This window comes from Methylocystis sp. SC2 (genome assembly GCF_000304315.1).
Lineage (GTDB): Bacteria > Pseudomonadota > Alphaproteobacteria > Rhizobiales > Beijerinckiaceae > Methylocystis.
Window position 1 is genome coordinate 1,842,244 of record NC_018485.1, and the last position, 22,652, is coordinate 1,864,895.

The 22,652-nt window shown below is 64.8% G+C and carries 20 protein-coding genes and 1 tRNA gene; 11 read left to right on the forward strand and 10 right to left on the reverse strand.

Features of this window, described 5'->3' with window-relative positions:
• Positions 1–80 precede the first annotated feature (80 nt).
• On the reverse strand, positions 81–1,085 hold the full coding sequence (locus BN69_RS08905; protein WP_014891261.1) for a glycoside hydrolase family 25 protein: 1,005 nt from the start codon (positions 1,083–1,085) through the stop codon (positions 81–83).
• Between the two features lie 52 nt (positions 1,086–1,137).
• On the reverse strand, positions 1,138–2,550 hold the full coding sequence (mgtE, locus tag BN69_RS08910; protein ID WP_014891262.1) for a magnesium transporter: 1,413 nt from the start codon (positions 2,548–2,550) through the stop codon (positions 1,138–1,140).
• A 20-nt stretch (positions 2,551–2,570) separates the two neighbouring features.
• On the opposite strand from mgtE, the gene BN69_RS08915 reads away from it, so the two are divergent.
• Positions 2,571–3,590, forward strand: a complete 1,020-nt coding sequence (locus tag BN69_RS08915) for a polysaccharide deacetylase family protein (protein WP_014891263.1) — start codon at positions 2,571–2,573, stop codon at positions 3,588–3,590.
• Positions 3,591–3,724: 134 nt separating this feature from the next.
• Here BN69_RS08915 and BN69_RS08920 read toward each other — a convergent pair whose 3' ends face one another.
• Positions 3,725–4,603 (reverse strand): hypothetical protein, encoded by an 879-nt coding sequence (locus BN69_RS08920; protein ID WP_014891264.1) that lies wholly within the window; start codon positions 4,601–4,603, stop codon positions 3,725–3,727.
• Between the two features lie 476 nt (positions 4,604–5,079).
• Here BN69_RS08920 and BN69_RS08925 point away from each other — a divergent pair, with 476 nt between their 5' ends.
• Positions 5,080–5,325 (forward strand): hypothetical protein, encoded by a 246-nt coding sequence (locus BN69_RS08925; RefSeq protein WP_014891265.1) that lies wholly within the window; start codon positions 5,080–5,082, stop codon positions 5,323–5,325.
• A gap of 97 nt (positions 5,326–5,422) precedes the next feature.
• Here the strand turns inward: BN69_RS08925 and BN69_RS08930 are convergent.
• Positions 5,423–5,507: transfer RNA gene (locus BN69_RS08930), tRNA-Leu, on the reverse strand.
• A gap of 154 nt (positions 5,508–5,661) precedes the next feature.
• Here BN69_RS08930 and lipB point away from each other — a divergent pair.
• A complete protein-coding gene (lipB, locus tag BN69_RS08935; RefSeq protein WP_041927262.1) occupies positions 5,662–6,351 on the forward strand; it encodes a lipoyl(octanoyl) transferase LipB in 690 nt (229 codons plus the stop codon).
• Here lipB and bioB read toward each other — a convergent pair.
• Both bioB and BN69_RS08945 read right to left on the reverse strand, forming a co-directional pair.
• On the reverse strand, positions 6,348–7,331 hold the full coding sequence (gene bioB / locus BN69_RS08940; RefSeq protein ID WP_014891267.1) for a biotin synthase BioB: 984 nt from the start codon (positions 7,329–7,331) through the stop codon (positions 6,348–6,350). The genes lipB and bioB overlap by 4 nt on opposite strands.
• On the reverse strand, positions 7,328–7,864 hold the full coding sequence (locus BN69_RS08945) for a hypothetical protein (protein WP_014891268.1): 537 nt from the start codon (positions 7,862–7,864) through the stop codon (positions 7,328–7,330). Before BN69_RS08945 ends, bioB begins: the two co-directional genes overlap by 4 nt.
• A gap of 163 nt (positions 7,865–8,027) precedes the next feature.
• Between BN69_RS08945 and ppc the strand changes: the two genes are divergently transcribed.
• Positions 8,028–10,838 carry a phosphoenolpyruvate carboxylase gene (gene ppc, locus BN69_RS08950; RefSeq protein ID WP_014891269.1) on the forward strand — a complete coding sequence of 937 codons (2,811 nt, stop codon included), beginning with the start codon at positions 8,028–8,030 and terminating at the stop codon, positions 10,836–10,838.
• A 1-nt stretch (position 10,839) separates the two neighbouring features.
• Here ppc and BN69_RS08955 read toward each other — a convergent pair whose 3' ends face one another.
• Positions 10,840–11,805, reverse strand: coding sequence for an alpha/beta fold hydrolase (locus BN69_RS08955; RefSeq protein ID WP_014891270.1), 966 nt, complete (start codon positions 11,803–11,805; stop codon positions 10,840–10,842).
• Positions 11,806–12,099: 294 nt separating this feature from the next.
• On the opposite strand from BN69_RS08955, the gene BN69_RS08960 reads away from it, so the two are divergent.
• Entirely contained in the window at positions 12,100–12,438 is a 339-nt protein-coding gene (locus BN69_RS08960; RefSeq protein WP_014891271.1) for a rhodanese-like domain-containing protein, read from the forward strand.
• Positions 12,439–12,465: 27 nt separating this feature from the next.
• On the opposite strand, the gene BN69_RS08965 is transcribed toward BN69_RS08960, so the two are convergent.
• Positions 12,466–13,467, reverse strand: a complete 1,002-nt coding sequence (locus BN69_RS08965; protein ID WP_014891272.1) for a cytochrome c oxidase subunit II — start codon at positions 13,465–13,467, stop codon at positions 12,466–12,468.
• On the reverse strand, positions 13,457–14,605 hold the full coding sequence (locus BN69_RS08970) for a c-type cytochrome (protein ID WP_014891273.1): 1,149 nt from the start codon (positions 14,603–14,605) through the stop codon (positions 13,457–13,459). Before BN69_RS08970 ends, BN69_RS08965 begins: the two co-directional genes overlap by 11 nt.
• Before the next feature lie 299 nt (positions 14,606–14,904).
• Here BN69_RS08970 and BN69_RS08975 point away from each other — a divergent pair, with 299 nt between their 5' ends.
• Genes BN69_RS08975 through BN69_RS08990 form a run of 4 tightly spaced genes read left to right on the forward strand, consistent with a single transcriptional unit; the run spans position 14,905 to position 18,489 of the window.
• Positions 14,905–15,645, forward strand: a complete 741-nt coding sequence (locus BN69_RS08975; protein WP_244435070.1) for a class I SAM-dependent methyltransferase — start codon at positions 14,905–14,907, stop codon at positions 15,643–15,645.
• Positions 15,646–15,698: 53 nt separating this feature from the next.
• Positions 15,699–16,376, forward strand: coding sequence for a transaldolase family protein (locus BN69_RS08980; protein WP_014891275.1), 678 nt, complete (start codon positions 15,699–15,701; stop codon positions 16,374–16,376).
• Between the two features lie 57 nt (positions 16,377–16,433).
• Positions 16,434–16,865 carry a hypothetical protein gene (locus tag BN69_RS08985; protein ID WP_148277076.1) on the forward strand — a complete coding sequence of 144 codons (432 nt, stop codon included), beginning with the start codon at positions 16,434–16,436 and terminating at the stop codon, positions 16,863–16,865.
• 10 nt (positions 16,866–16,875) lie between these two features.
• Positions 16,876–18,489 (forward strand): GMC family oxidoreductase, encoded by a 1,614-nt coding sequence (locus tag BN69_RS08990; RefSeq protein ID WP_014891277.1) that lies wholly within the window; start codon positions 16,876–16,878, stop codon positions 18,487–18,489.
• A gap of 32 nt (positions 18,490–18,521) precedes the next feature.
• Here BN69_RS08990 and BN69_RS08995 read toward each other — a convergent pair whose 3' ends face one another.
• Positions 18,522–19,631: a glycerol dehydrogenase gene (locus tag BN69_RS08995; RefSeq protein WP_014891278.1), complete on the reverse strand. Its 1,110-nt coding sequence runs from the start codon at positions 19,629–19,631 to the stop codon at positions 18,522–18,524.
• A gap of 447 nt (positions 19,632–20,078) precedes the next feature.
• On the opposite strand from BN69_RS08995, the gene BN69_RS09005 reads away from it, so the two are divergent.
• Together BN69_RS09005 and BN69_RS09010 are read left to right on the forward strand one after the other, a co-directional pair.
• A complete protein-coding gene (locus tag BN69_RS09005; RefSeq protein WP_014891280.1) occupies positions 20,079–20,729 on the forward strand; it encodes an FABP family protein in 651 nt (216 codons plus the stop codon).
• 519 nt (positions 20,730–21,248) lie between these two features.
• Complete coding sequence (locus BN69_RS09010; protein ID WP_014891281.1) at positions 21,249–22,619, forward strand: HTH domain-containing protein; 1,371 nt, start codon at positions 21,249–21,251, stop codon at positions 22,617–22,619.
• Positions 22,620–22,652: the final 33 nt, after the last annotated feature.

Sequence of the window (22,652 nt, forward strand, 5' to 3'; positions counted from 1 at the left end):
TTGCGCCTATACGCCAAATCTCGCCCCATGGCTACCCCGGCGACGGCTTTTACACGGGCGATGGGGCCTGCGGCTTTCCCCTATTGGACGGCGGCAGGTGGGACGGGAGCGCTCGCCGCCTTGTCATAGGCGTTCTTTTCGCTGCCTGACAGCATCGCCGGATCTTCCTCGATGAGCTGCTTTCCGCCGCGATCGTCGGTGGGCCGCGCGGCGACGGGCGCCGCCGCCAGGCCGGTCTGATGCGCGAGCCAGCTTCGCCAGTGATCGGCGGAGCCGTTGAACGTGTTCTGGTCCACTGCGCCGGTGATGCCCGGCACGCGCCCGTCCGAGCGATACTGCCAAAAAGTCCATTTGCGGTCGCCGTAACGCACCTGTGGGTGATATTTCGTCGAGCGCACCCAGATCGGATATTCGGACAGCGCGTCGGAGTGCAGAATCGCCTGATAGAAGTCGACCGAGGAATAGATGATCGGCTTCTTGCCGTAATGGCGCTCCATCTGCGTGAGCATGTCCTTCATGTCGCGCAGCACTTCCTCGCGATAGAGCGTGCGCTTGCAGGTTCCCGACGTCGGCGTCGCCTCGACATCGAGCACGGGCGGCAGCGCGTCGGGCTCATTCGGCACGACGCTGGCGAAATTGCCGATCTCTTCATGCGGCTGGCGGCACCAGTAAACGAAGTGATAGGCGCCGCGCGGCACGCCGGCCGCCTTCGCCGCCGCCCAATTGTAGGCGAATTTCGAATCGACCCGGTCGCCGCCTTCCGTGGCCTTGATGAAGGCGAAGGAGACGCCCGCGTCCTTGACCTGCTCCCAGTCGATATTGCCCTGATATTTCGAGACGTCGATGCCGTGGACGGCGAATTCGGCGCTGCGCGTCGCCGGAAATTTATGCAGATCCGACTCCGGCACGGCGTAGGCGAGAAAGCTCGGGTCGCGCTTGGGATTGATCAGCGGCGCGCTGGTCTGGAACCGCGGCCGGCGCGAGAAGCTCGGGTCATAGGAGCTGCCGCAGCCCGCGAGCGTCGTCGCCAGGGCGGCGCAGACCAGGGCGGCGGAAATCAGCGAAAAAAATTTCAACGGGCGCATTTCTCCAGATTATCCCGCAGGCGGTAACGGAGCGTAAACGCGCCGACGCGCCTCAGCCCAAATGGAACCACAAACTGGCGATTGTAAGGAAGGCCCCGTAGCCGACCACATCGGTGATGGTGGTCACGAAAGGCCCCGAAGCGACCGCAGGATCGAACTTGAGCTTGTCGAAGGCGAGCGGCACGACGATTCCGCCCAAGGCGCCCGCAACGAGATTCGTGAACATCGCCATGGCTATCACTGGCCCAAGTCCAACATTATGGAACCAGTTGGCGGCGACGATGCCGGTCACGAGGCCAAAGGCCGCGCCATTGACCGCGCCGATGGCCAGCTCCCTGAGAATAATCCGCAGGGCGTTGGCGCGGGTCAGCTCGCGGGTGGCGAGCGCCCGCACGGCGACGGTCATGGTCTGGGTCGCGGAATTGCCGCCCTGTCCCGCGACGATCGGTCCGAGCACCGCCAGCGCCACCATTTGCTCCAGCTGCGACTGAAAGGTCTTGAGCACGCTGGAGGTGATGAAGGCGGTCAGCATATTGACCGAGAGCCAGGTGAAGCGGCTCCGCGCGATCCACCAGAAATTGTCGGTCAGCTCTTCTTCGGGGTTCACGCCGCCGAGCGCCAGGATCTCGTCCGAGGCCTGCTCCTGAATGACGTCGACGATGTCGTCGATGGTGAGAACGCCGACGAGCCGTTCGGATTCATCCACAACCGGAACCGAGACGAGATTGTAGCGCTCGAAGAGCCGCGCCGCCTCGGCGCCGTCCTCGGTCGCATTCACCCGCCGCCGATCCTCCTGCATGATCTCGTCGAGCCGCGCGCTTGGCTTGGCCCGCACCAGAGCGTCGAGAAAAACGGTCCCCAGCAAACGGTAGCCGGGATCGACGACGAAAACTTCGAAGAAGTTTTCGGGCAGATTCTCTTCGCCGCTCTCGCGAAAAAAATCGAGCACGCGCCCCGCCGTCCAGAACGGCGGCGCGGCGACAAAAGTCGTCTGCATCAGGCGCCCGGCGGAATCCTCGGGATAGTCCAGCGAGCGGCGCAGGACGATCCGCTCTTGCGCCGGGAGAGCGTCGAGGACCTCCGCCTGTTCTTTCGGCTCCAGACCTTCGAGAATGGCGACGGCGTCGTCGCTTTCGAGTTCGCGCACGCCCTCGATGAGCGTCTCGACCGGAAGTTCCTCGAGGATGTCCTCGCGGGTCGCTTCGCCGACCTCCATCAGGGCCGTAAAGTCGAAGTCCGCGCCCATCAGCTCCACGAGGCGCGGTCGCGCTTCGTGGCTTAGGAGCTCCAGCAGGGCGCCAAGATCCGCCTCATGCAGGTCGCCGACGAGTTCGTGAATCCGCTCCGAGTCGCCCAGCGCGATCGCGCCTTCGACGTCCAGAACGAATTCCCGGCTGAGAGACGCCTCTCCGCCGTCGCGGAAGTCCTCGGCGGGGGGCGCCGTATCTTCATGATCGAGCGGCATGGGCGGTCCCGCGCTATATTATGGTCGCGCTCTTAACCCGAGGGCGCGAGAAATCAAACCGGCAAGCCGTCATGACCGCCATTTTTCTACTGTTGAAAAGATCTGAGGCGCCCGTCGCCGCTCCCCTCCTGCGGTTCGCGCTCATGCTGCTGGCGGCTTTGGCGGCCGCCGGCGGTCTTAATGCGCCGCCCGCCGCCGCCGCGGAACGGACCTGCGGACCCGACGCGCTCGGCGTGTCCCGCGTCGTCGAAATCGACCGCTCCAAGGGAACGGCGGTCGGCCTGCAAAGCTATCCGCGCACGCTCGATTTGCGCGATCATGAGGTGGTGCTGACGTTCGATGACGGACCGGCGTCTCCCACGCCGCAAGTGCTCGACGCGCTCGCCAAGGAATGCGCGCGCGTGACCTTCTTTCTGATCGGCCGGAATGCGGAAAGCCTGCCTGCTCTGGTGAAGCGCGCCGCCGCGGACGGCCACACCATCGCTCACCATTCCTACAGCCATCCGGACAAGACCCTGAGGCTCATGAGCGAGGACGCCGCCAAGGCCGACATCGACAAGGGGATCACCGCCGTGAATAAGGCGCTCGGCGCGACGGCAGCGCCCTTCTTCCGCTTTCCCGGCTTCGCCGATACGCCCGCGCTCGTCGCCGACCTCACGTCGCGCGGCTACACGATTTTCGGCTCGGATTTGTGGGCCTCGGACTGGTCGCATATGACGCCCAAGGCCGAACTCGATCTCGTGCTGTCGCGGCTTGAAAAGAACCGCAAGGGAATCGTGCTCTTCCATGATTCGCAGGCGATCACCGCGCAGATGCTGCCCGAATTCCTGCGCGAACTGAAAAAACGCGGCTATTCGCTTGTCCACATGGTTCCGGGCGACGCGCCGACCCCGATCGTCGCCGCCGGCCCGGATTGGACCTCGACGACAGAGCCGATCATCGCCAAGACGCTTGGGCCAAAGGCGAAGCAGGCGCCGAAGGAGCATGGCCATGAGCATGAGTCTGGCGCGCAAGAGGCGCCCAAATCCGGCGCGCCTTAGCGCGATGTGATCGGGAGGCGCGCTCCAAGGCTGCGCGAGGCGCCCGCCTAGATCACGCTGCTTTTTGGCGGAATCGCCAAATGCGGCGCGATCGAATTCCAAAGTTTGGAGCGCGTTCGTTCGCGAGCCGCGCTCTACCCGCTGCGATCGCAAATATAGGCGCTCTTTGAACCCCAGCAGGCGCCGCTCTTGTATACGTTTCCGAGATTTTTGCCGCCCAGCGCCACAGACCAGCTTTTTCCCCTGGCCGGAGCAAGCGTCAGCGTCTGACCGGAATATTGGAAGACCACCGCGCCGCCTTTTCGCGAGATCTGACAAGCGCCGCTGTTGAGCACGCGTCCCGAAATTCTGACGTAGCATTTGCCGCTTCGCGCTTCGGACGCGGGCGGCTCCTGATCAGCCGCGACATTCGCCGTCGCCGCCGACTCCTCCTGCTCCCCGCGGCGCGCCGATCTGCGCTTTCCCCCGAGGCCGTCGTTGAGAAATTCCGGCTGGAGTTCGAGGTTCGCGATGGATGCGGCGAGAGGGTTCGACGCTTGAGCGCCCGGCGCCGATTCCGCGCCTACCTGCGCCGATGCGGCGCGTTCTGGCGTCGCTGACGGCGCCACCGGCCCGGCGATGATGGAAGGCGGCTGTTCCTGCGAACGCAAATTGGCGGCCGGCGCGCCCGAACGCGCTTGGCTCGGCGCCCCGCGCGGCGCGGGAGGCGCGATTTTTTGAGGCCTCATCGAATCCGCCGGCGCGCCATTCTGCGGAAGCTCTCCCCAGAAGGCGGAGCCGACGACGATCGCGGAGCCGACGACGACAAGCGCCGCGGCGCCAATGTAGAAGAAGCGCTCGACCCTTTCAAAATTGCGATCGGACGCCGTCGCGTAGGACTGGCGGCGCGAACCCGCCGGCCGCGGCGACGCCGCGCGCCAATCGCCTTCGATATCATGCCAGGCGTAGCGGGCGCGCGTCTCGATAGTGTCGGCCTTTGGCGGCGGCCTGCGGTCTCTTAACGACACAGCCATGCTTCCCTCTCCGGGCGCCGTCGAACCAAAAGAGCGGCGTCGAACGCCTCGCGTCTGCGCACAGGGCGCGCGGCGCGCTCATTTGCGAAGATCGAGCAGGCGGCTTGCACTGACCAAGCGCCAGCGCGACGATATTGCATCGGGGAATGTGGCTGATGTTTGCCCGCTGCGGCGCCGCAATCGGCCGTGCGCGCTTGGGGCGCTTTTAGGCGCAAAGGTCGTTTTCGTAGAACTTCTTGCTGCGGGTTGGCCTGCTCACATAGAAACCTGCTCATCCGACCCTTGGCGGTCAAGCAGCGAAGCCACTCCCTAGGAATTCGCCATCAGGAATGCAGCAGAGTGCATAGATTAAACGAATGAATAGCATTCATTCTTTCTAATTTTCAATTGATTGGGGCTGCACACATATTAGGTCCATGCGCTTGGCGCGGCGGAGATTACGCCAGTTTGTCGAAGCGACTGAAAGGATCGAGACAATGTCCCGCTTGCTTGCCCTGACCACCGTGCTTGCCAGTGCGCTGGCCTTCAGCGCGCCTGCCGCCGCCTTCCACCTCTTCGACGACGTCGGCGACAATCGGAGCCTGAATTGCGAAATGAAGGCGAAAGATCGCTACGCCGCCGCCTGCGATCCGGCGCGCCGCGCCGGCGCCCCGGCGAAGCGTCAGGGCTATAACTGGCCGGATCAGCGCTATTACGGCCATTCCGGACTGATGTTTGACTGAGCGTTCGCGCGCGGCTGCAACAAAGAAACGGAAGTGGCGGGCGCCGATGACCCGCCCCTTCGACTTACTAAATCTCTGCTGAAAAGCCGATGGCTCTTGGTGCGGCCGAGAGGACTCGAACCTCCACTGGTTGCCCAACTAGCACCTCAAGCTAGCGCGTCTACCAATTCCGCCACGGCCGCAAGGACGCTCCGCTTAACGCGAAGCGCCGGCGCGCTGCGTCTAACAAATCGGCTCCCGGATGACAAGCGGACCGACGCTTAGGACCTCGGTTTGGTGTAAAGTGACGCGATGAGCCAAGCCGCCTGCCCTCCCGCGCCCGCCGCTGATGCGGCGATGCGCGCGCCTATAGGCGCGCCGCCAGTCGAATGGCGCGTCAGCGACGATCTCGTCCCCTATGAGGAAGCTCTGGCCTTCATGGAGGCGCGCGCCGCCGCGATCGCCGCGGGCGAGGCGCGCGAATGCGTCTGGCTGCTGGAACATCCGCCGATCTATACTGCCGGCTCCTCGGCGAAAGAGCAGGATCTGCTCGAGGCGCGCTTTCCGGTCTATCGGACCGGACGCGGCGGGCAGTTCACCTATCACGGGCCCGGGCAGCGCGTCGCTTACGTCATGCTCGATCTGACCCGCCGCCGGCGCGACGTGCGCGCCTTCGTCTGCGCGCTTGAATCATGGATCATCGCGACGCTCGCCGATTTCGGCGTCACGGGCGAGCGGCGCGCGGCGCGCGTCGGCGTTTGGGTCGCGCGGCCGGAAAAGGCCAAAGGGCCTGGCGACGAGACGGCGGAAGACAAGATCGCCGCGATCGGCGTGCGGCTGCGGCAATGGGTGAGCTTTCATGGCGTCGCGCTCAATGTCGCGCCGGATCTGACGCATTTTTCCGGCATCGCGCCCTGCGGCGTGCGCGACGCGCATCTTGGCGTCACGAGCCTCGCGGACCTCGGAGTCGCGGCGGAATTGCGTTCCGTCGACGCCGCGCTGCGCAGGAATTTCGAGGCGATCTTCGGCGCGACGGACGACGTCTAGGACGCGGCGGCGGCGCGCGTCTCGCGCGCCGCGAGCGCGGCGAAGAGCGCGTCGTCTTCATTGACCCCGGAATTGTCCGTCGTCAGCAGCTTCTCGCCGTAGAAGATCGAATTGGCGCCGGCGACGAGGCAGAGAATTTGCGCTTCGCGCGACAACGACGAGCGGCCGGCCGAGAGCCGCACCCGCGCCTTCGGCATCACGATGCGGGTCGTCGCGATCATGCGCACGAGATCGAGCGGGTCGATCCGCGCGCGCCCGGCGAGCGGCGTGCCTTCGACGGCGACCAGCGCGTTGATCGGCACGCTTTCCGGATGCGGATCGAACGACGCCAGCGTCTGCAACATGCCGGCGCGGTCCTTCACGCTTTCGCCCATGCCGATGATGCCGCCGCAGCACATCTCCAGCCCCGCGCCGCGCACCGCCTTGAGCGTGTCGAGCCGGTCCTGATAGGTGCGGGTGGTTATGATCTCGCCGTAGAACTCCGGGCCGGTGTCGAGATTATGGTTGTAGGCGGTGAGCCCCGCGTCGACGAGGCGCCGCGCCTGCGACTCATTGATCATGCCGAGCGTGACGCAGGCCTCCATGCCCAGCGCGCGCACGCCGCGCACCATGTCAAGCACGGCGTCGAAGCGCTTGCCCTCGGGCGCCGAGCGCCAGGCGGCGCCCATGCAGAAGCGATCGGCGCCGGCCTCTCTGGCGGTCTTCGCGGCGCCGAGCACCTCCGCCGTCTCCATCAGATCGACGCGATCGAGCTTGACTTCCCGGTGATGCGCCGACTGCGGGCAATAGGAACAGTCTTCCGGACAGCCGCCGGTCTTGATCGACAGCAGCGCCGCCTTCTGCACGTCATTGACGTCGTGAAAGCGGCGATGGACGGCGTTCGCCTGCGCGATGAGATCAAGCAGCGGCTGATCATGGATCGCGACGATCTCTTCGACGCCCCAGTCGTAGCGCAAGGAGAAGTCCGCGGGCGCGTTCACGCCGGACCTCCGGCGTCGCGGCTTTGCGAACGATGCTGTGACCGCGCGGCGAGTTTGCGCTGCGGCGCCTCCTTCTCGGACGCGTCTTCGGCGCGCGCCGCGCTCTTGCGAGCGCCGCGCAACGCGGCGTAAGCGACGACAAGCGCCATCACGACGTCGAACGCCGCGTTGGCGATCACGAAGGGCGCGGGGGCGAATTGCGAGGCGGCGCCGATATAGTGAAAGTAAATCGCATAGAGCGGATGCAGCGCGAAGCCCGCGGCCACCCACCACGGCGAGCCGATGATCGACATGCCGGCGAGCGTGCCGAAGACGGCGACGCCGGTCATTTCGACGCCGACCCAGGGGCCGGGCTCTTCAGCGCGAAAGGCGAAGCCGACGTAGAGGAAGCACAGCGCAATCAGCGCATAGGCGGCGATCCGCTGGACGGCCGCGCCCGACCATTTGCAGAATGCGAGAAGGCCCAAGGCGAAGACCAGGCCGACCCCGGCGAAGATAAGAATTTCGGTTGTGTCGAGCATGGCTTTGACCATTAGCGCCGCGAACTGCGGAGATTAGGCGGATCGCATCGTCGCCGACGTCTATAAGGGGCGACGTCGCCTCGAACAAGTGCCGCGTCGAAAAGGCGCCCGAAGCCTGCTATAGCTGGCGTCGAGGCGCCTTGAGGCGCGGAACGTTCAAAGGTCGCGACAGATCATGCAGCTCGAGGCGCAGGCGCAGGAAAATCTCGTTACGGCCGCTCCGCCGGCGGGCGCCGATCCCGAAGCCTTGAAGGGCGACGAATCGCTCATCGAGGACATTCGCCTTCTGGGGCGCCTGCTGGGCGACGCGGTGCGTGAACATGAGGGGAGCGCCGCCTTCGAGCGCATCGAGACGATCCGGCGGCTCTCCGTCGCCGCAAGCCGCAACGGCGACGCCGAGGCCGACAGGAATCTAGACGCGTTGTTGCGTTCGCTGACCGCCGAAGAAGCGCGCACCGTCATCCGCGCCTTCAGCTATTTCTCGCATCTCGCCAATATCGCCGAAGATTTGCATCCGCTGCAGCAGCGCGCCCGCGCCCAGGCGAGCGGCGCCTTCACCGGCGCGCCGAGCCTCGCCACGACTTTCGCGCGTCTGCGCAAGGCCGCCGTCGGCGCCGGCAGGATCGCCCAGGCGCTGGCGCGCGGCTGGATTTCGCCGGTGCTGACCGCGCATCCGACGGAAGTGCGCCGCAAAAGCCTGCTCGACGCCGAACACGCGATCTTCAAACTGCTCGCGGCGCGCGAGCATATGCGCGGCAAGGCCGAGCGCGCGCAAAACGAGATGCAGCTGCGCGCCCGCGTCTCGCAGCTCTGGCAGACCGAGCTGCTGCGTCATTCGCGCTTGACCGTGCGCGACGAAATCGAGAACACGCTGAGCTATTATCGCAGCACCTTCCTGCGCGAGATCCCGCGCCTATACGCCGACATCGAACAGCGTCTCGACGGACTGCGCGTGCCGCCGTTCCTGCGCATGGGCGCCTGGGTCGGCGGCGACCGCGACGGCAATCCGAACGTCACGGCGGAGTCGCTTTCGACCGCCCTGCGCATGCAGTGCGAGACCGTGCTGCGCTTTTATCTCATCGAAGTGCATGAGCTCGGCGCGGAGCTTTCGATTTCGCGGCGTTACGCCGGCTGCACCAAGGCGCTCGAAGCGCTAGCGGCCCGCTCGGGCGACGACAATCCGCATCGAGACGACGAGCCCTATCGGCGCGCGCTCATCGGCGTCTATTCGCGGCTCGCCGGCACGCTGGAGAAGCTGACCGGCGGCCAGGCGGCGCGTCACGCCGTGGCGCCGGGCGCGCCCTACGCCAATTCCTGGGCGCTGCTCGCCGATCTCGTCACCATCGATGCGTCGCTGCGGGTGCATCACAGCGAAGTCATCGCCACGCAGCGGCTCGAGCCGCTGATCCGCGCCGTCGAAGTCTTCGGCTTTCACCTCGCGACGCTCGACTTGCGGCAAAGCTCCGACCGCCACGAGGAAACCATCGCCGAGCTCTTGAACGTCGCCCGCGTCGTCGACGACTACGTCGCGCTGCCCGAGGCCGAAAAGCAGGCGTTACTGTTGCGGCTGCTGAGCGATCCGCGGCCGGTGCGCCTGCCGGGCGCGACATACAGCGACCGCGCCACGAGCGAATTGACGATCATGGAGCGCGCGCGCGAGATGCGCCGGCTCTATGGCGACGAGGCGATCCGCCACTACATCATCAGCCACACCGAAACGGTCAGCGACCTGCTCGAAGTGCTGCTGCTGCAGAAGGAATGCGGCTTGATGCGCGGCACGCTCGATCCGCGCGACGCGCAGCGCGTCATCGCCGATCTCATCATCGTGCCGCTCTTCGAGACGATCGACGATCTGCGCAACGCCGCGCCGATCATGCAGGAATTTTATGCGCTCCCCGGCGTCCTCAAGCTCGTCGTCAATTCCGGCGGGCAGCAGGACGTCATGCTCGGCTATTCCGACTCCAACAAGGACGGCGGAATCTTGACGAGCATCTGGGAGCTGTACCGCGCCTCAACGGCGCTCGCGGAGTTTTTCGCCTCGGCGCCGAACGTCACGCTGCGGCTTTTCCATGGGCGCGGCGGAACCGTCGGACGCGGCGGCGGACCGAGCTACGACGCCATTCTGGCGCAGCCGCCCGGCACGGTGAACGGGCAGATCCGCCTGACCGAGCAGGGCGAAGTCATCGCGGCGAAATACGCCAATCCGCAGATCGGCCATGTCAATCTCGAACTGCTCGTCGCCGCGACTCTTGAAGCGACGCTGCTCTCCGCGCACAAGACTCCGGCGCCGGAGTTCCTGGAAGCCGCTGAAGAATTATCGCAGGCCGGCATGGCCGCCTATCGCGGCCTTGTCTACGGGACCGAAGGCTTCGTCGATTTCTTCTTTTCGTCGACCCCGATTTCGGAGATCGCCTCGCTCAACATCGGCTCGCGTCCCGCCTCGCGCAAACCTTCGCGCCGCATCGAGGATTTGCGCGCGATCCCGTGGAGCTTTTCCTGGGCGCAGGCGCGCGTCGCGCTGCCGGGCTGGTACGGCTTTGGATCGGCGATCGCGCATTTCATCGCAGAGGACGAGAAGGCGCGGCTCGCGCTCTTGCGCCGGATGAGCGAAGAATGGCCGTTCTTTCGCGCGCTGCTCTCGAACATCGACATGATCCTCTCCAAAACCGACATGTCGATCGCGCATCATTACGCCGGACTCGTCGAGGACAAGGCGCTTGCCGCGCGCATTTTCGGCATGATCGAGGCGGAGCATGCGCGCGCCAATGACGCGCTTGAGAAACTTCTCGGCTCCAAGGAGCGGCTCGCCGACAATCCGACGCTCGCGCGCTCGATCAGGCACCGCTTCCCCTATATCGCGCCGCTCAACTATCTGCAGGTCGAGCTGATCCGCCGCCATCGCGCGGGCGAGCGCGGCGAAGACATTCGCGAAGGCATATTGATGTCGATCAACGGCGTCGCGGCGGGCCTGCGCAATACGGGCTAAGCTAGACGGACAGGAATTCCTCGAGTTGCGCGCAAAATTGCGCCGGCGCTTCGTCGGCGACGAAATGGCCGCTATCCTCGACGATCACGGAACTGAAATTCGTCGCCTGCGGCCGGAGCGCGTCAGCGAGTCTTTCGCCGACGCCATGTCGTCCCGCGATCGCCAGCACCGGCATGTCGAGCTTGCGGCCCTTCAAGGACGCGGCCGCGGCGGCGTCGTCCTTGAGCGCCCGGTAATAGTTGAATCCCGCCGTCATGCCGCCCTCCGAGGCGTAATGTCTGGCGAATTCCGTGATCGCGGCGTCCGGGACCGCGTCTTTCCGATGGGACCAGGCGCGGATCTGCGCCGCGATATAGTCGCGCTCGCGGCCCTTGGTCAGCATCTCCGGAAAATCTGGCGCCATGTGAAATCCGTAATGCCAGGCGCCGCCGCGCAATGAATCCATGTTCTCCGTGCCCGGAACCAGACAATCGACCATAACGAGTCTGTCGACATGCTCAGGATGCGAATGGGCGAGCATGAAGGCGGCCTTCCCGCCCATGTCATGCCCGACGACATGGGCGCGTCCTCCCGCCGCCGCGTCGATGAGGGCTCGAATGTCGCCCGCAATGGTCTGCTTGTCATATCCCGCGGCGGTCCGTTCGGACAGGCCGAGGCCGCGCAGATCGGGGGCGATCAGCGTGAACCGCGCGCAGAGCCGCTCCATCGCGCCGCGCCAAGCGAACCAGGTCTGCGGCCAGCCGTGAAGCAAGACCACATGAGGGCCGACGCCGACGCGCACGTAGTGCAGCGTGACTCCATTGACGCGCGCAAAGCGGCTCTCGCCGCCTTTTGGCAGTGGTGCGCCGCCTCCGTCATCCGCCGCGGCGGGCGAACTCGTTTCGCTGGCCGTCGGCGAAGCGGACGCCGTCGCGCCGACCGCGAGGGTCGACGCTCCAAGAAGAAAGGCGCGGCGTTCCATGCTCATGATCCGTGTTTCCTGTGCATAGGGGCAATGGAGAGGATTAAGTCTCGGCAAGCTAAAATCCCCGCGATGCGCAACATTTCCAAGTCAGACTTTTTCGTGTGGCGGCTGGCCCGGCGGAGCGGCGCGCCAGCCAACCGGTTTTCTGCCCTGAAGAGTCGAAGGAACAAATGGCGCCCTAAACATGGTATAGATATTGCGCGTCGTCAGACCGCAAACTAACACGTTGGCCACAGGGATTTCGGTTGGGTCGCGCCCAGGCATCTCACGCAGGCCATTTCGGAGGGGTTAAACGTCATGAGCGCTGGCAATCAGTTCAACGACATCAGTCTCGAGGAGTTGAAGTCCGGCCTTGCGACAGGGCGGGTCCTGCTTGTCGACGTGCGAGAGGCTGACGAATATGCGGCGGGCCATATCGCCGGCGCGATCTTCAATCCGCTGTCGAAATTCGATCCGAGCCAGCTGCCGGTCGCCGGCGAGGGCCAGCAAGTGGTCATCTACTGCCGCTCCGGCAAACGCTCGGTGTCGGCGATGGAGCAGGCGCGGCTCCTCGGCCGTCGCGACGCCAACACGCATTTTGGCGGCGGCATCCTCGCCTGGCTGAACGCCGGGGAACCTGTCGTCCAGGGCATGTAAACAGCGCGCCCGGACCGCGGCGCCGCCTCAGCGCAGGCTCGCGAGATAGCGCGACAGGGCGAGCAGTTCGCTTTCGCTGAAGATGTCAAAGGCCGGCATCAGATTGCCGGGCTTGATGTCTTGATTGTGCGTGATCCATCGCGCGATGGAGGCTTCGTCCGTCGCGAGGATCGCGGCGCCGATCGAGATCCTGCCGCCCACATGGGTAAGATCGGGTCCGAGCCGGCCGGCCGCAGGCGTGCCGCGGATCGTGTGGCACGCGCCGCAGCCGTGCGAAAGAAACAGCGCCTTGCCCTCTCGCGTCTCCTGCGTTGCGGGCTCCTGCGCAGGCTGAAACTCCCGTAATCGCCATGCGTCATATTCATTCTGCGGCATCGCCACGACATTGAACGCCATCAGCGCATGCGCCCCGCCGCAATATTCCGCGCATTGGCCCCTGCTCACGCCAGCCTTTTCGGCGCTCAGCGTCAGCGCGGTCTTGCGGCCGGGAATCATATCGAGCTTGCCGGCCAATTTCGGCGCCCAGAAACTATGGATGACGTTGTCGCTCCTGAGTTCGATCTCGACCGCGCGGCCGAGCGGAATGCGCAACTCATTGGCGCTCTCGACCACAGAGCCGGCGTCGTCGCGATAGACGACGCGCCACCACCAGCGCTCGCCCGCCACCGCTATACCAACCGGACTCGCCGCCATCTGTCCCGGCCCCGCGCCGAGCATCGCCAGTCCGTAGACGAGGAGCGCGGAGAGCGTGACGACAGGGAAGATCAGCCCGCCGGCGAGCACGACGGCGTCGCCCGCCAGGAACGCCCGGCGGCGCGCCGACGCAAAGAGCGCGATCGCCGTCAGGAGAGTGACCCCGAGCAGGATCGCGCCGCTTCCCGCGACCATGACCCAGAAGAGTTGCGCGATATGGTGCGCCTGTGGTCCGGTCGGCGCGAGCGTCGATTGAACGCCCTCGCATCCCGCAAGGATCGCGCAGGCGGCTGGAGCGGCCAGTCCGATGCGGCTGGATCGTCTTTTATCGCGCACGGCGTCCTCGACGAGGCGAAGGCGGCGCGGGCTTCTCGGGAGGCCCTGCCGCAACACTCGCGAAATAGGCGGCGACGTCTCGCGCCTGCGCGTCGGTCAGACGCGAAGCGATCGTCCCCATGATCGCGCCATATCCCGACTTTTTGCGCAGCCCGCGTTTCCAGATCTCGATCTGACCGACGATATAGGGCGCATATTGGCCGTCGAGCTTTGGAAAGGACGGCGCGCGCGTGTCGCCGTGGCAAACAAGGCAGGGCGGAACGCCCGACTCCGCGACGCCCTTTGTCGCGATTTCTTCGCCGCGCGCAATCTGATCGGCGTTCGACTCCGTCGGCGGCGCGCTCGGCGCCGGGTTCGGCGCGCCCGCGTAATATGCGCTCAGCGCCGCGATCGCGGCGCCGTCCAGCGCCGCAGCGATCGGCTCCATGATTCCGCTCGGCCTCAGCCCGCCCGCGAAATCGCGCAGCGCGCGTTCGACATAGGCCTGTGACTGTCCGGCGAGGCGGGGCACGAGCGCGCTTCTGGGCTGCGCATCGCCACGATGGCAGCGCACGCATCGCGTCAGCGCCTCGGTCGTCATGCCGTTCCGGGCGATCTCGGCGCCGTCATTCGGCCGCGCCTCGGGGACGCCTATGGCGAACAGCCGATATTGGCTCGCGCTCATCCGCGACAGCGCGCGCAGAAAGGCGACGACGGCCCATACCTCGTCGTCGCGCCGCTGCGCGACCCACGCCGGCATTCCAGTGAATTTCAGACCATGTTTGACGATCCAGAAGAGCTGCTCCGCCGACCAGTCGGATGCGGCGCGGCCGAGTTCCGGCGGCGCTGGGAGCATGCGGCCAACGATCGGGTCGCTGTGACCCCCAGGCGCGCCATGGCAAGGCGCGCAGCCTCCGTCGAAATGGCCGGCGCCGAGGATCACCAGATTTTTATCATCGAGCGTCGGCGGCGTGATGGAGGCGCTGTGCGTCGCAACGGAACGCCGCAAACCAAACTCCAGAAACCAGCGCGTGAGCGCCCAATGAGGCCGGCTGGCTGCGACGTTGTAGAGACCCGACCAAGCGAAGAACAGGACGGCCGAAGCGACAACGAGGGCGACGCCGACGCCGGCGAGCAGAGCTTTTCCGGCGACCGCCACCTGGCGTCACCGCCGCGCTGCGGCGCATCGGGGGCCAGCTGCGCTTGACTGTTCGGTTCTCTCCATACCGATCTCCCACTTGGCGCGAGCCTGGCGGCGTCGCCGACGCAGCCGCGCGTCCGTAAGAGAGATAGGGTTGGAACGCGGATCGATCAGCTCGCAAGCGCAGGCCTCGCCAAATTGCCTCATGAGGCCGTGGCGGCGGAACGGTCACTCGCTTGGCGAACCCATGGCCACCGTCGAGCTGAAGGAATAAGTTCTGATTTTAAAGCCTCGCAGCGACTTTCCGGGACATGCGCATGAGCGACCAATATCAAACCATCAGCAGGCAATATTCGGCGGCGCGCAAGGATGACAATACGAATTTCCTTGAAACGCCAACCGTCCAATCGGTTCTCGGCGATCTTTCAGGCGCGAGCGCCATCGACTACGCCTGCGGGACCGGCCATTATTCCCGGCTGCTCAAAAGACTTGGCGCAGCCAATGTGCTCGGCGTGGATCTGTCGCCCGCGATGATCGAAGCCGCGCGAGACGAAGAGATCCAAAACCCGCTGGGAATCGTCTACAGCGTCGGCGACGCGGCGGCGATGACCGTGTTCGGATCTTTTGATGTCGCGACCGCCGCCTTTCTGTTCAATTATGCCGAGGATGAGCAGACGCTTGCGCAAATGTTCAGATCCGTCGCGGCGAATGTGATCCCCGGCGGCAGATTGGTCGCCGTCGTGCCCAATCCGGACTTCGTCAACGGTCGCGAGGATACGCTTCCTTACGGGTTTTTTCTCGAGGAGATCGGGGAAGGTCCCATGCGCCTGCGCGTGCGGATGACGTTTGTCGGCGAAGAACAATTCTGGATCGAATTCACCCAGTGGAGCCGTCGCGCTTACGAGGACGCGCTGGCGCAGGCTGGGTTTGCCGACGCCGAATGGACGCCGTTCGCCGTGTCTAAGGAAGGAATCGAGCGTTACGGCCAAAATTTCTGGGACGCAATTCTCGCCAATCCAAAAAGCGTCGTGTTGAGCGCAAGGAAAAAGCCTGCGTGAACATGTCCTGGCGGCTATGGCCAAGATAAACAAAATCCCGATGTGAGGGCGCGATGCTTCTCGTCGATACGGCGGATCAAAACGCTATCCTGGACGCGCTGAAATATCCGGGCGTGCAGGGATTCACCACCAATCCGACGTTGATCGCCCGCGCCGCCGGCGCGGAAGCTTTGTCTTTGGATGAGTATGTCGGCGCGGCGCGCAAGCTCTGCAAAATATCCGCCGACGTCGACGCCATTCGGCAGCTGATGATTCAGGCGGTCGGAGGTCCGGACGAGATCCCGAGGCAAACAATTCGCTATCTTGACGAGCTGAAGACCGCCCGCGAAAAAAAGCTTTGGATCAAACTTGCGCCGACTGCGCCGAGCCTCGCCTGCTGCCGGGCGCTGAAAGACTTAGGCTGCGCATCTCTGGCGACAGCGGTGTTCACGGCGGCGCAGGCCTATGTCGCCATGGAGGCGGGCGCGGATGGCGTCGCGGTATATCTCGGCAGGCTCATGCGGCATGAAAGCGATTGGGAGAAGCAGCTCGAAGCCATCGCCGCGGTCGTCAAGAGCGCCGACCGCACCTTGCTGCTTGCGAGTTTCCCCGATCGACAAACCGTCGAAGTCGGACTTCGATATAGTCGCGACATCACCGCGCCGCCGTCTGTTCTCGAAGACGTGCTGACGTCTTCACTGTCGCAGGAAGCGATCGAAGCCTTCGACAAGCGAATCGTCATGGAACGTTGAACGGCAAGCGTGCCTATCGCAGCCCTGCCAAAAGGCCCTTCGAAAAACGAGAACGCCATGCGCGCAAAGGATCATCGTGACGTCTCGCGTCGGAAGCTGCTGATCGGCTGCGCGCTCGGCGCTCTCACGCCCTGTATGGCGGATCGGCCCGGTTTGGCCGAGACCTCCGATCTTGCGGATTTTCTTCGCCTCAGCGCCGAGCTAACGGGACGCACGCGTCTTCCGGTCGATTCGGCTCGACTTTATCTGCAGAGTCTTGGACCCGATCGCGGCGCATTGAGCGGCATACGCTCTCTACAAGATGAAGACTCGGAGCGTCTCGCGCGAAGAATTGTGGCGGATTGGTATTCCGGTCAGACCGTCGAATCGGGCCGCATGATCTGCGTCGATTACACGGGCGCGCTGATGTGGGACGCGATGGGATTTGCGCGGCCGGGCGGCGTTCCCGGCGAAGCCGCGAGTTGGGCGCTTGCGCCGACCAAGGAGTGAGGCGTTCCATATGGATCTTCAAGCCGATGTATTGGTCATAGGCTCTGGCGTCGCCGGCGCGTTGGTCGCCTCTCGCGTCGCGCGCAAAGGCGCGACGGTCATTATTATGGAGGCCGGCCCGCGCGTGGACCGCGCCGCCTCGGTGAAACGATACCAGAGCGCTTCTGCAAAGACTCCCGAGTCGGCCTATGAGCAGGCCGCGTTCGCGCCGCACCCTGAAACAGACAAGCCCTATGCGTTTTACGCGCAGAGAGGCGCTCATCCCTTCGGTTCGACCTATTTGCGTCAGGTTGGCGGCACGACATGGCACTGGCTGGGCTCGGCGATTCGGCTGGTTCCCGACGATTTCGAGATGAAATCGCGCTTCGGCCTCGCCGTTGACTGGCCGATCTCCTACGCCGATCTCGAACCCTGGTATTGCGAGGCGGAACAGGAGCTCGAAGTCGCCGGAGACAATGACGACGATCTCGGCTCGCCGCGCTCCGCGCCCTACCCCTTTCCGCCGATCGCCCAGAGCTTCCTCGATGGCGCATGGCGCAACGCGTTGCAGGAGTCCGACTACAAGGTCCGCCCGACGCCGCAGGCGCGACTCTCGAAGCCGTCCGGCGACCGACCGGCCTGTCACGGCAGCGCCAGCTGCATTCCAATCTGTCCGATCCAAGCGAAATATGATGCGACCATTCACGTCGCGCGCGCCGAGAGATTGGGCGCGAGGCTGCTGACGGAGACCTGCGCCAATTTCGTCGAATGCCGCCCGGACGGGCGCGTCGAAGCGGTCAGGTTCATACGATCCGACGGCTCGACCGGGCGCGTATTCGCGCGTGTGGTCTGCATCGCCGCCAACGGCGTCGAGACGCCGCGACTCCTGCTGGCCTCGGCCTCCGAGTCCTTTCCTGACGGCGTCGCCAATCGCTCGGATCAGCTCGGCCGAAATCTGATGGATCATCCGATCCAGCTCAGCTGGGCCCTCACGCGCCAACCCGTCTGGCCCTATCGCGGACCCGGCGCGACGTCGGGGATCGAGAATTTTCGAGATCTGAAAGACCGCGGCGCAAATTCGGCTTTGCGATTCGAATTCGGCAATGAAGGGTGGAATTGGCCGACGGGAGCGCCTCAATCGACCGCGCGCGAACTCGCGCTCGGCGGCCTGCGCGGAAAGGCGCTCGACGCGGCGCTCAGGGAGCAGACGTCACGTCACATTCGCGTGGCCGCATTGACGGAGCAACTCCCTCTGGCGAGCAACAGGGTGACGCTGGATCGGTCGCAAATCGAAAAGACCGGTCTGCCGCGCCCAGCCATCTACTTTCAACTCGACCGCTACACCGAACGCGCGCTCGGCAACGCCAAACATCTGCACGAAGACATGTTTGCGAAGATCGGCGTGGAAGCCTTTTGGCACAAGGACGACGCCCAGGCCGCCGGCCATATCATGGGCACGGCGCGCATGGGCGATGACCCCGCGACGTCGGTCGTCGACAAGGACCTGCGCGCCCACGCGCACCGCAATCTGTTTCTGGTCGGCGCCGCCGTGTTCCCGACCGGCGGAACCGCCAACCCGACGCTCACCATCGCCGCGCTCGCCCTGCGCGCCGCCGACGCCGTTCTTTCGTCTTTGCCGGAATAGGCGCAAGTCGGTCGGCGTATTGCGCCCGCCTGCTATGCACCGCGCGCCTTGAAGGCGGCGCCCAGGGAATCGGCGGCATAAATCGCGTCCATGAGAGTCGCGGCGGTCACCTCAAAGGGCTCGTTATGCGCGCTCTCGCCGACGGCGACGGCGCGCTCGGCGATCGCCCGCGCCGTCTCGCGCGATAGATTTTGCAGCCCGAGTTCGGCGAGCGTCACAGGCAAGCCGACCGAGAAGCAAAATCCCATCGCCTCATCGACCGTCGAACGCGGCCGTCCTTCGAGCACGAGCTGCACCAGCGTGCCGAAGGCGACCTTTTCGCCATGCAGCCGATCATGCGTTTCCGGCGCGGCGGTCAGACCATTGTGCACCGAATGCGCCGCCGCGAGGCCGCCCGACTCGAACCCGAGGCCGGAGAGCAGCGTGTTCGCTTCGATGATGCGTTCCAGCGCCGGCGTGATCGACCCCGCCTGCGCCGCCGCGACGGCCGACGTTCCGTCTTCGAGGAGCGTTTTGTAGCAGAGCTCGGCGATTGCGGCCGCGGCGATCGTGCTCAGGCCCCCAGCGACGTTGTTGCGGTGCGCGCGGATCGTGGCGTCCGCTTCGAAAAAAGTGGCGAGCGCATCGCCCATGCCGGAGATCAACAGGCGCACCGGCGCGCGCGCGATGACCGTGCTGTCGACAAGCACGAGATCGGGGTTGCGCCGGTAAAAAAGGCATTTCTCGAATACCCCGTCCTCGCTGTAGACGATCGAAAGCGCGCTGCAGGGCGCGTCGCTCGACGCCGTCGTTGGACAGCAGGCGACGGGAAGCTCAAGTTCCGCGGCGACGGCGCGGGCGGCGTCCAACGTCTTGCCGCCGCCGGCGCCTATGATCGAACCCGCCGAGACCCGGCGCGCTTCTTCCTTGCCCCGAGCAATCTCCGCAAAGGAACATTCGCCGCCGAAATCCAAAATCGCATGGTCGAGTCCGGCGGCCGGGAACGTCTCGCGCCAAACCCGCTCCAATTCCTTGCGCGCGGTCGGGCTCGCGATGATCAGCGCCTTTCCCGCGATGCCGAGCCGCGACAACTCCGAGGCGAGCGAACTGGTTGCGTCACGACCCTGAACATATCGCGCCGGAGCGCAGAAAACCGTCAACATGCGGGCGATCCGAGCTGATGCGTAAGCTGGTGCGATTTGAAAGCAAATGCGGCCGCAACGCAACGCATCGGCTTGAGATCAGCCGCGGCGGATCGCGGCGACTTACCCGGCGCGGCGCTCGAGAGACCAAGTCGGCGGCGCAAAAAGGCCGGCCCTGCCGGCCGGCCCGATCGCAGCGAAAAGCTAAGGTGCTTGCAACCTTCGGATCATCGCGCGTCGCGTTGGAGGCCGCCGTGCGCCGGCGCACGGCGCGCGCGGCGCGGTTCACGTCCAAAGATCGCGCGGCAACTTCACGAAATCGGCCCATCCGCCGGTTTCGCCAATATCTCCTCCGCATGCGCTGCGACGAATGTCGGCGGCGGATTGGCTATATTTGCCGCTTGAAATAAGGCGGCACACGTTCCTCAATCACCGATGCGATCAGTTGAGCGGAAAGGGACACAAAAAGTGCGCAGCATTCCAGACGATATTTTTACCGAGCCTGAGTTTTCCCCCGATACGCTCGCCAATCTGGGTCCGCTGCGCCGCTTGGCCGGCGTGTGGCGGTCTGATCGAGGCGTGGACGTCAATCCCAAGGCCGACGGGCCCGAAACGCGCGCCTACCGGGAGCATATCAGGATGGAGCCGATCGACCCGCAGACCAACGGGCCGCAACTCCTCTATGGTTTGCGCTATCACATCCATATCAACACTGCGGAGGAGGCGATCACCTTTCACGACCAAGTCGGCTATTGGCTCTGGGAGCCAGCCACGGGCCTGATCATGCAGACCATCGCGATTCCGCGCGGACAAGTCGTGCTGGCGGGCGGAACGGCGAAACCCGATGACGCGCGCATTTCCGTCGAGGCGCGGCGCGGCGACAGTCGCTTCGGCATTTGCTCGACGACCTTCCTGGAAGAAGCGTTTCGCACCGACTATTACCGGATCGACATCGCCTTCAACGACGACGACAGCTGGACTTACGTGACGCGAACTGACCTCGCCCTGCGCGGCGTCACGCCGCCGTTCAACCACCACGACACAAATACGCTGCGGCGGGTCGCGCCGCCGACGCCAAATCCGCTTGTCGGTCTGCTGAAGGACAGCCAAGTCGGCTAGCTCTGGCTGGCGACGCAGCGCCAGCGAACCGGCCTCGCCTCACTCGGCCCGGACAGTGGGTAAGATGGTAGCGGAGGAGCGCTACCGCCTTTCCCCACAACACCCAAACATACGCTATTGTCTCCGATCGTGCGCCTGACCCGAGTTCTGGCCCACAGGGCGTAGGCTTGAAAACGCACCAACCGTCACTTTGCAATCATGCCGCAGCGCGCACCATCGGCAATACCAATCTGCGTGAATCTGGAAGGCGAATGAATCCGTGGGCGGCATAAAATGCAGCCGCCGCTTCATCCAATGCGTCGACCACCACCTACGGGCTCAAGGCGAGCAACGCCGCTCTCCCTATTTTGACATCCGCCGGGACGTCCCCCAGGTCCTGATTTGTCGACGACATTTGTCTGGGACGCGGACGCGGGCCATAGCGCCTTGCAAAATTTGATGGGCCGGCTTCGTGGCGCAGGGCGCCGTTGGCGCGAATAGCTGTCAGTTTTTGACAGCATCCTATGCTATTTTGCCCCGATGGCCCGCACCCATCGGCTGTTCGAACTCCTGCAAATGTTACGACGGCGCCGCCGGCCGGTGAGCGGGGCGGAGTTGGCGCGCGAAGCGGGCGTCTCCTTGCGCACGCTCTATCGCGACATCGCCGCTTTGCAGGCGATGGGAGCGGAAATCGACGGCGAACCGGGCGTCGGCTATGTGCTGCGTCCCGGCTTTCTCCTGCCGCCCCTGATGTTTTCGGAGGAGGAAATCGAGGCGCTGGCGCTTGGCGCGAAATGGGTGGCGCGCCGCACCGACGACGCGCTGTCCGAGGCCGCCGGCAACGCAGTGGCGAAAATCTCGGCGGTTTTGCCGCGAGAGCTTAGGACCCGTTTGGAAGACGACGCGCTGCTGGTCGGCCCAGGCTGGGAGCGGCCACAGCATGTCGAACTAACGCTGTTGCGCCGCGCGTTGCGCGAAGAGCGCAAGTTCGCCATTTCCTATCGCGATGAAAAAGGCGCGCGGACGCGGCGCGTCATTTGGCCCGTAGCGCTCGGCTTTTTCGAATCCGTCCGCGTTCTCGTCGGCTGGTGCGAGTTGCGGCGCGCCTTTCGACACTTCCGAACCGATCGGGTCGAGGCGGCGCATATCCTGGACGCGCGCCCGCCGCGCCGCCGTCAGACGTTGGTGAGAGAATGGCGTCAAACCATGCTGACAGAAGCTGACAGCGTCATCGCTTACAGTCGCTCCGCATCAGGAAAGCCGAAGGGAGAATCCATGGCGAAGGAGCTTGTTTTCTACACCAATCCGCAATCGCGCGGCATGATCGCGCACTGGATGCTGGAAGAGGTCGGCGCGCCCTATTCGATCGAGGTCAAGGATTACGGAACGACGATGAAGGCGCCCGAATATCTCGCGATCAATCCCATGGGCAAGGTGCCGGCCGTCCGGCATGGGGAGACGGTGGTGACCGAGGCGGCCGCCATCTGCACCTATCTCGCCGACGCCTTTCCGGAGGCCGGGCTCGCGCCGGAGGCCGGGGCGCGCGGCGACTATTATCGCTGGCTCTTTTTTGCCGCAGGCTGCGTCGAGCCGGCGATGAGCAACCACGCCGCCGGTTGGGACCCTGCGACGCCGGAGATGCAGGCCCGCTTTGGTTACGGCTCCTATGCCGCCGTGATGGACGCGGTGGCCAAGGCTGTGGCAGGACGTCGCTATATTGCGGGCGACAGGTTCACCGCCGCAGACGTTTATGTGGGGTCGATGATCGGCTTTGGGCTGCGATTCGGCGTGATCGATAAGCGTCCGGAATTCGAAGCCTATTGGAGCGGCTTGGAAAATCGCCCAGCGCGGCTGCGCGCCGGCGCCGAGGCCGAGAAGCTGGCGTCGAAACAAGCCTGGGTACCGGCGTGATTCAGGATGATTTCCGTTATCCTGTCGCGCCGA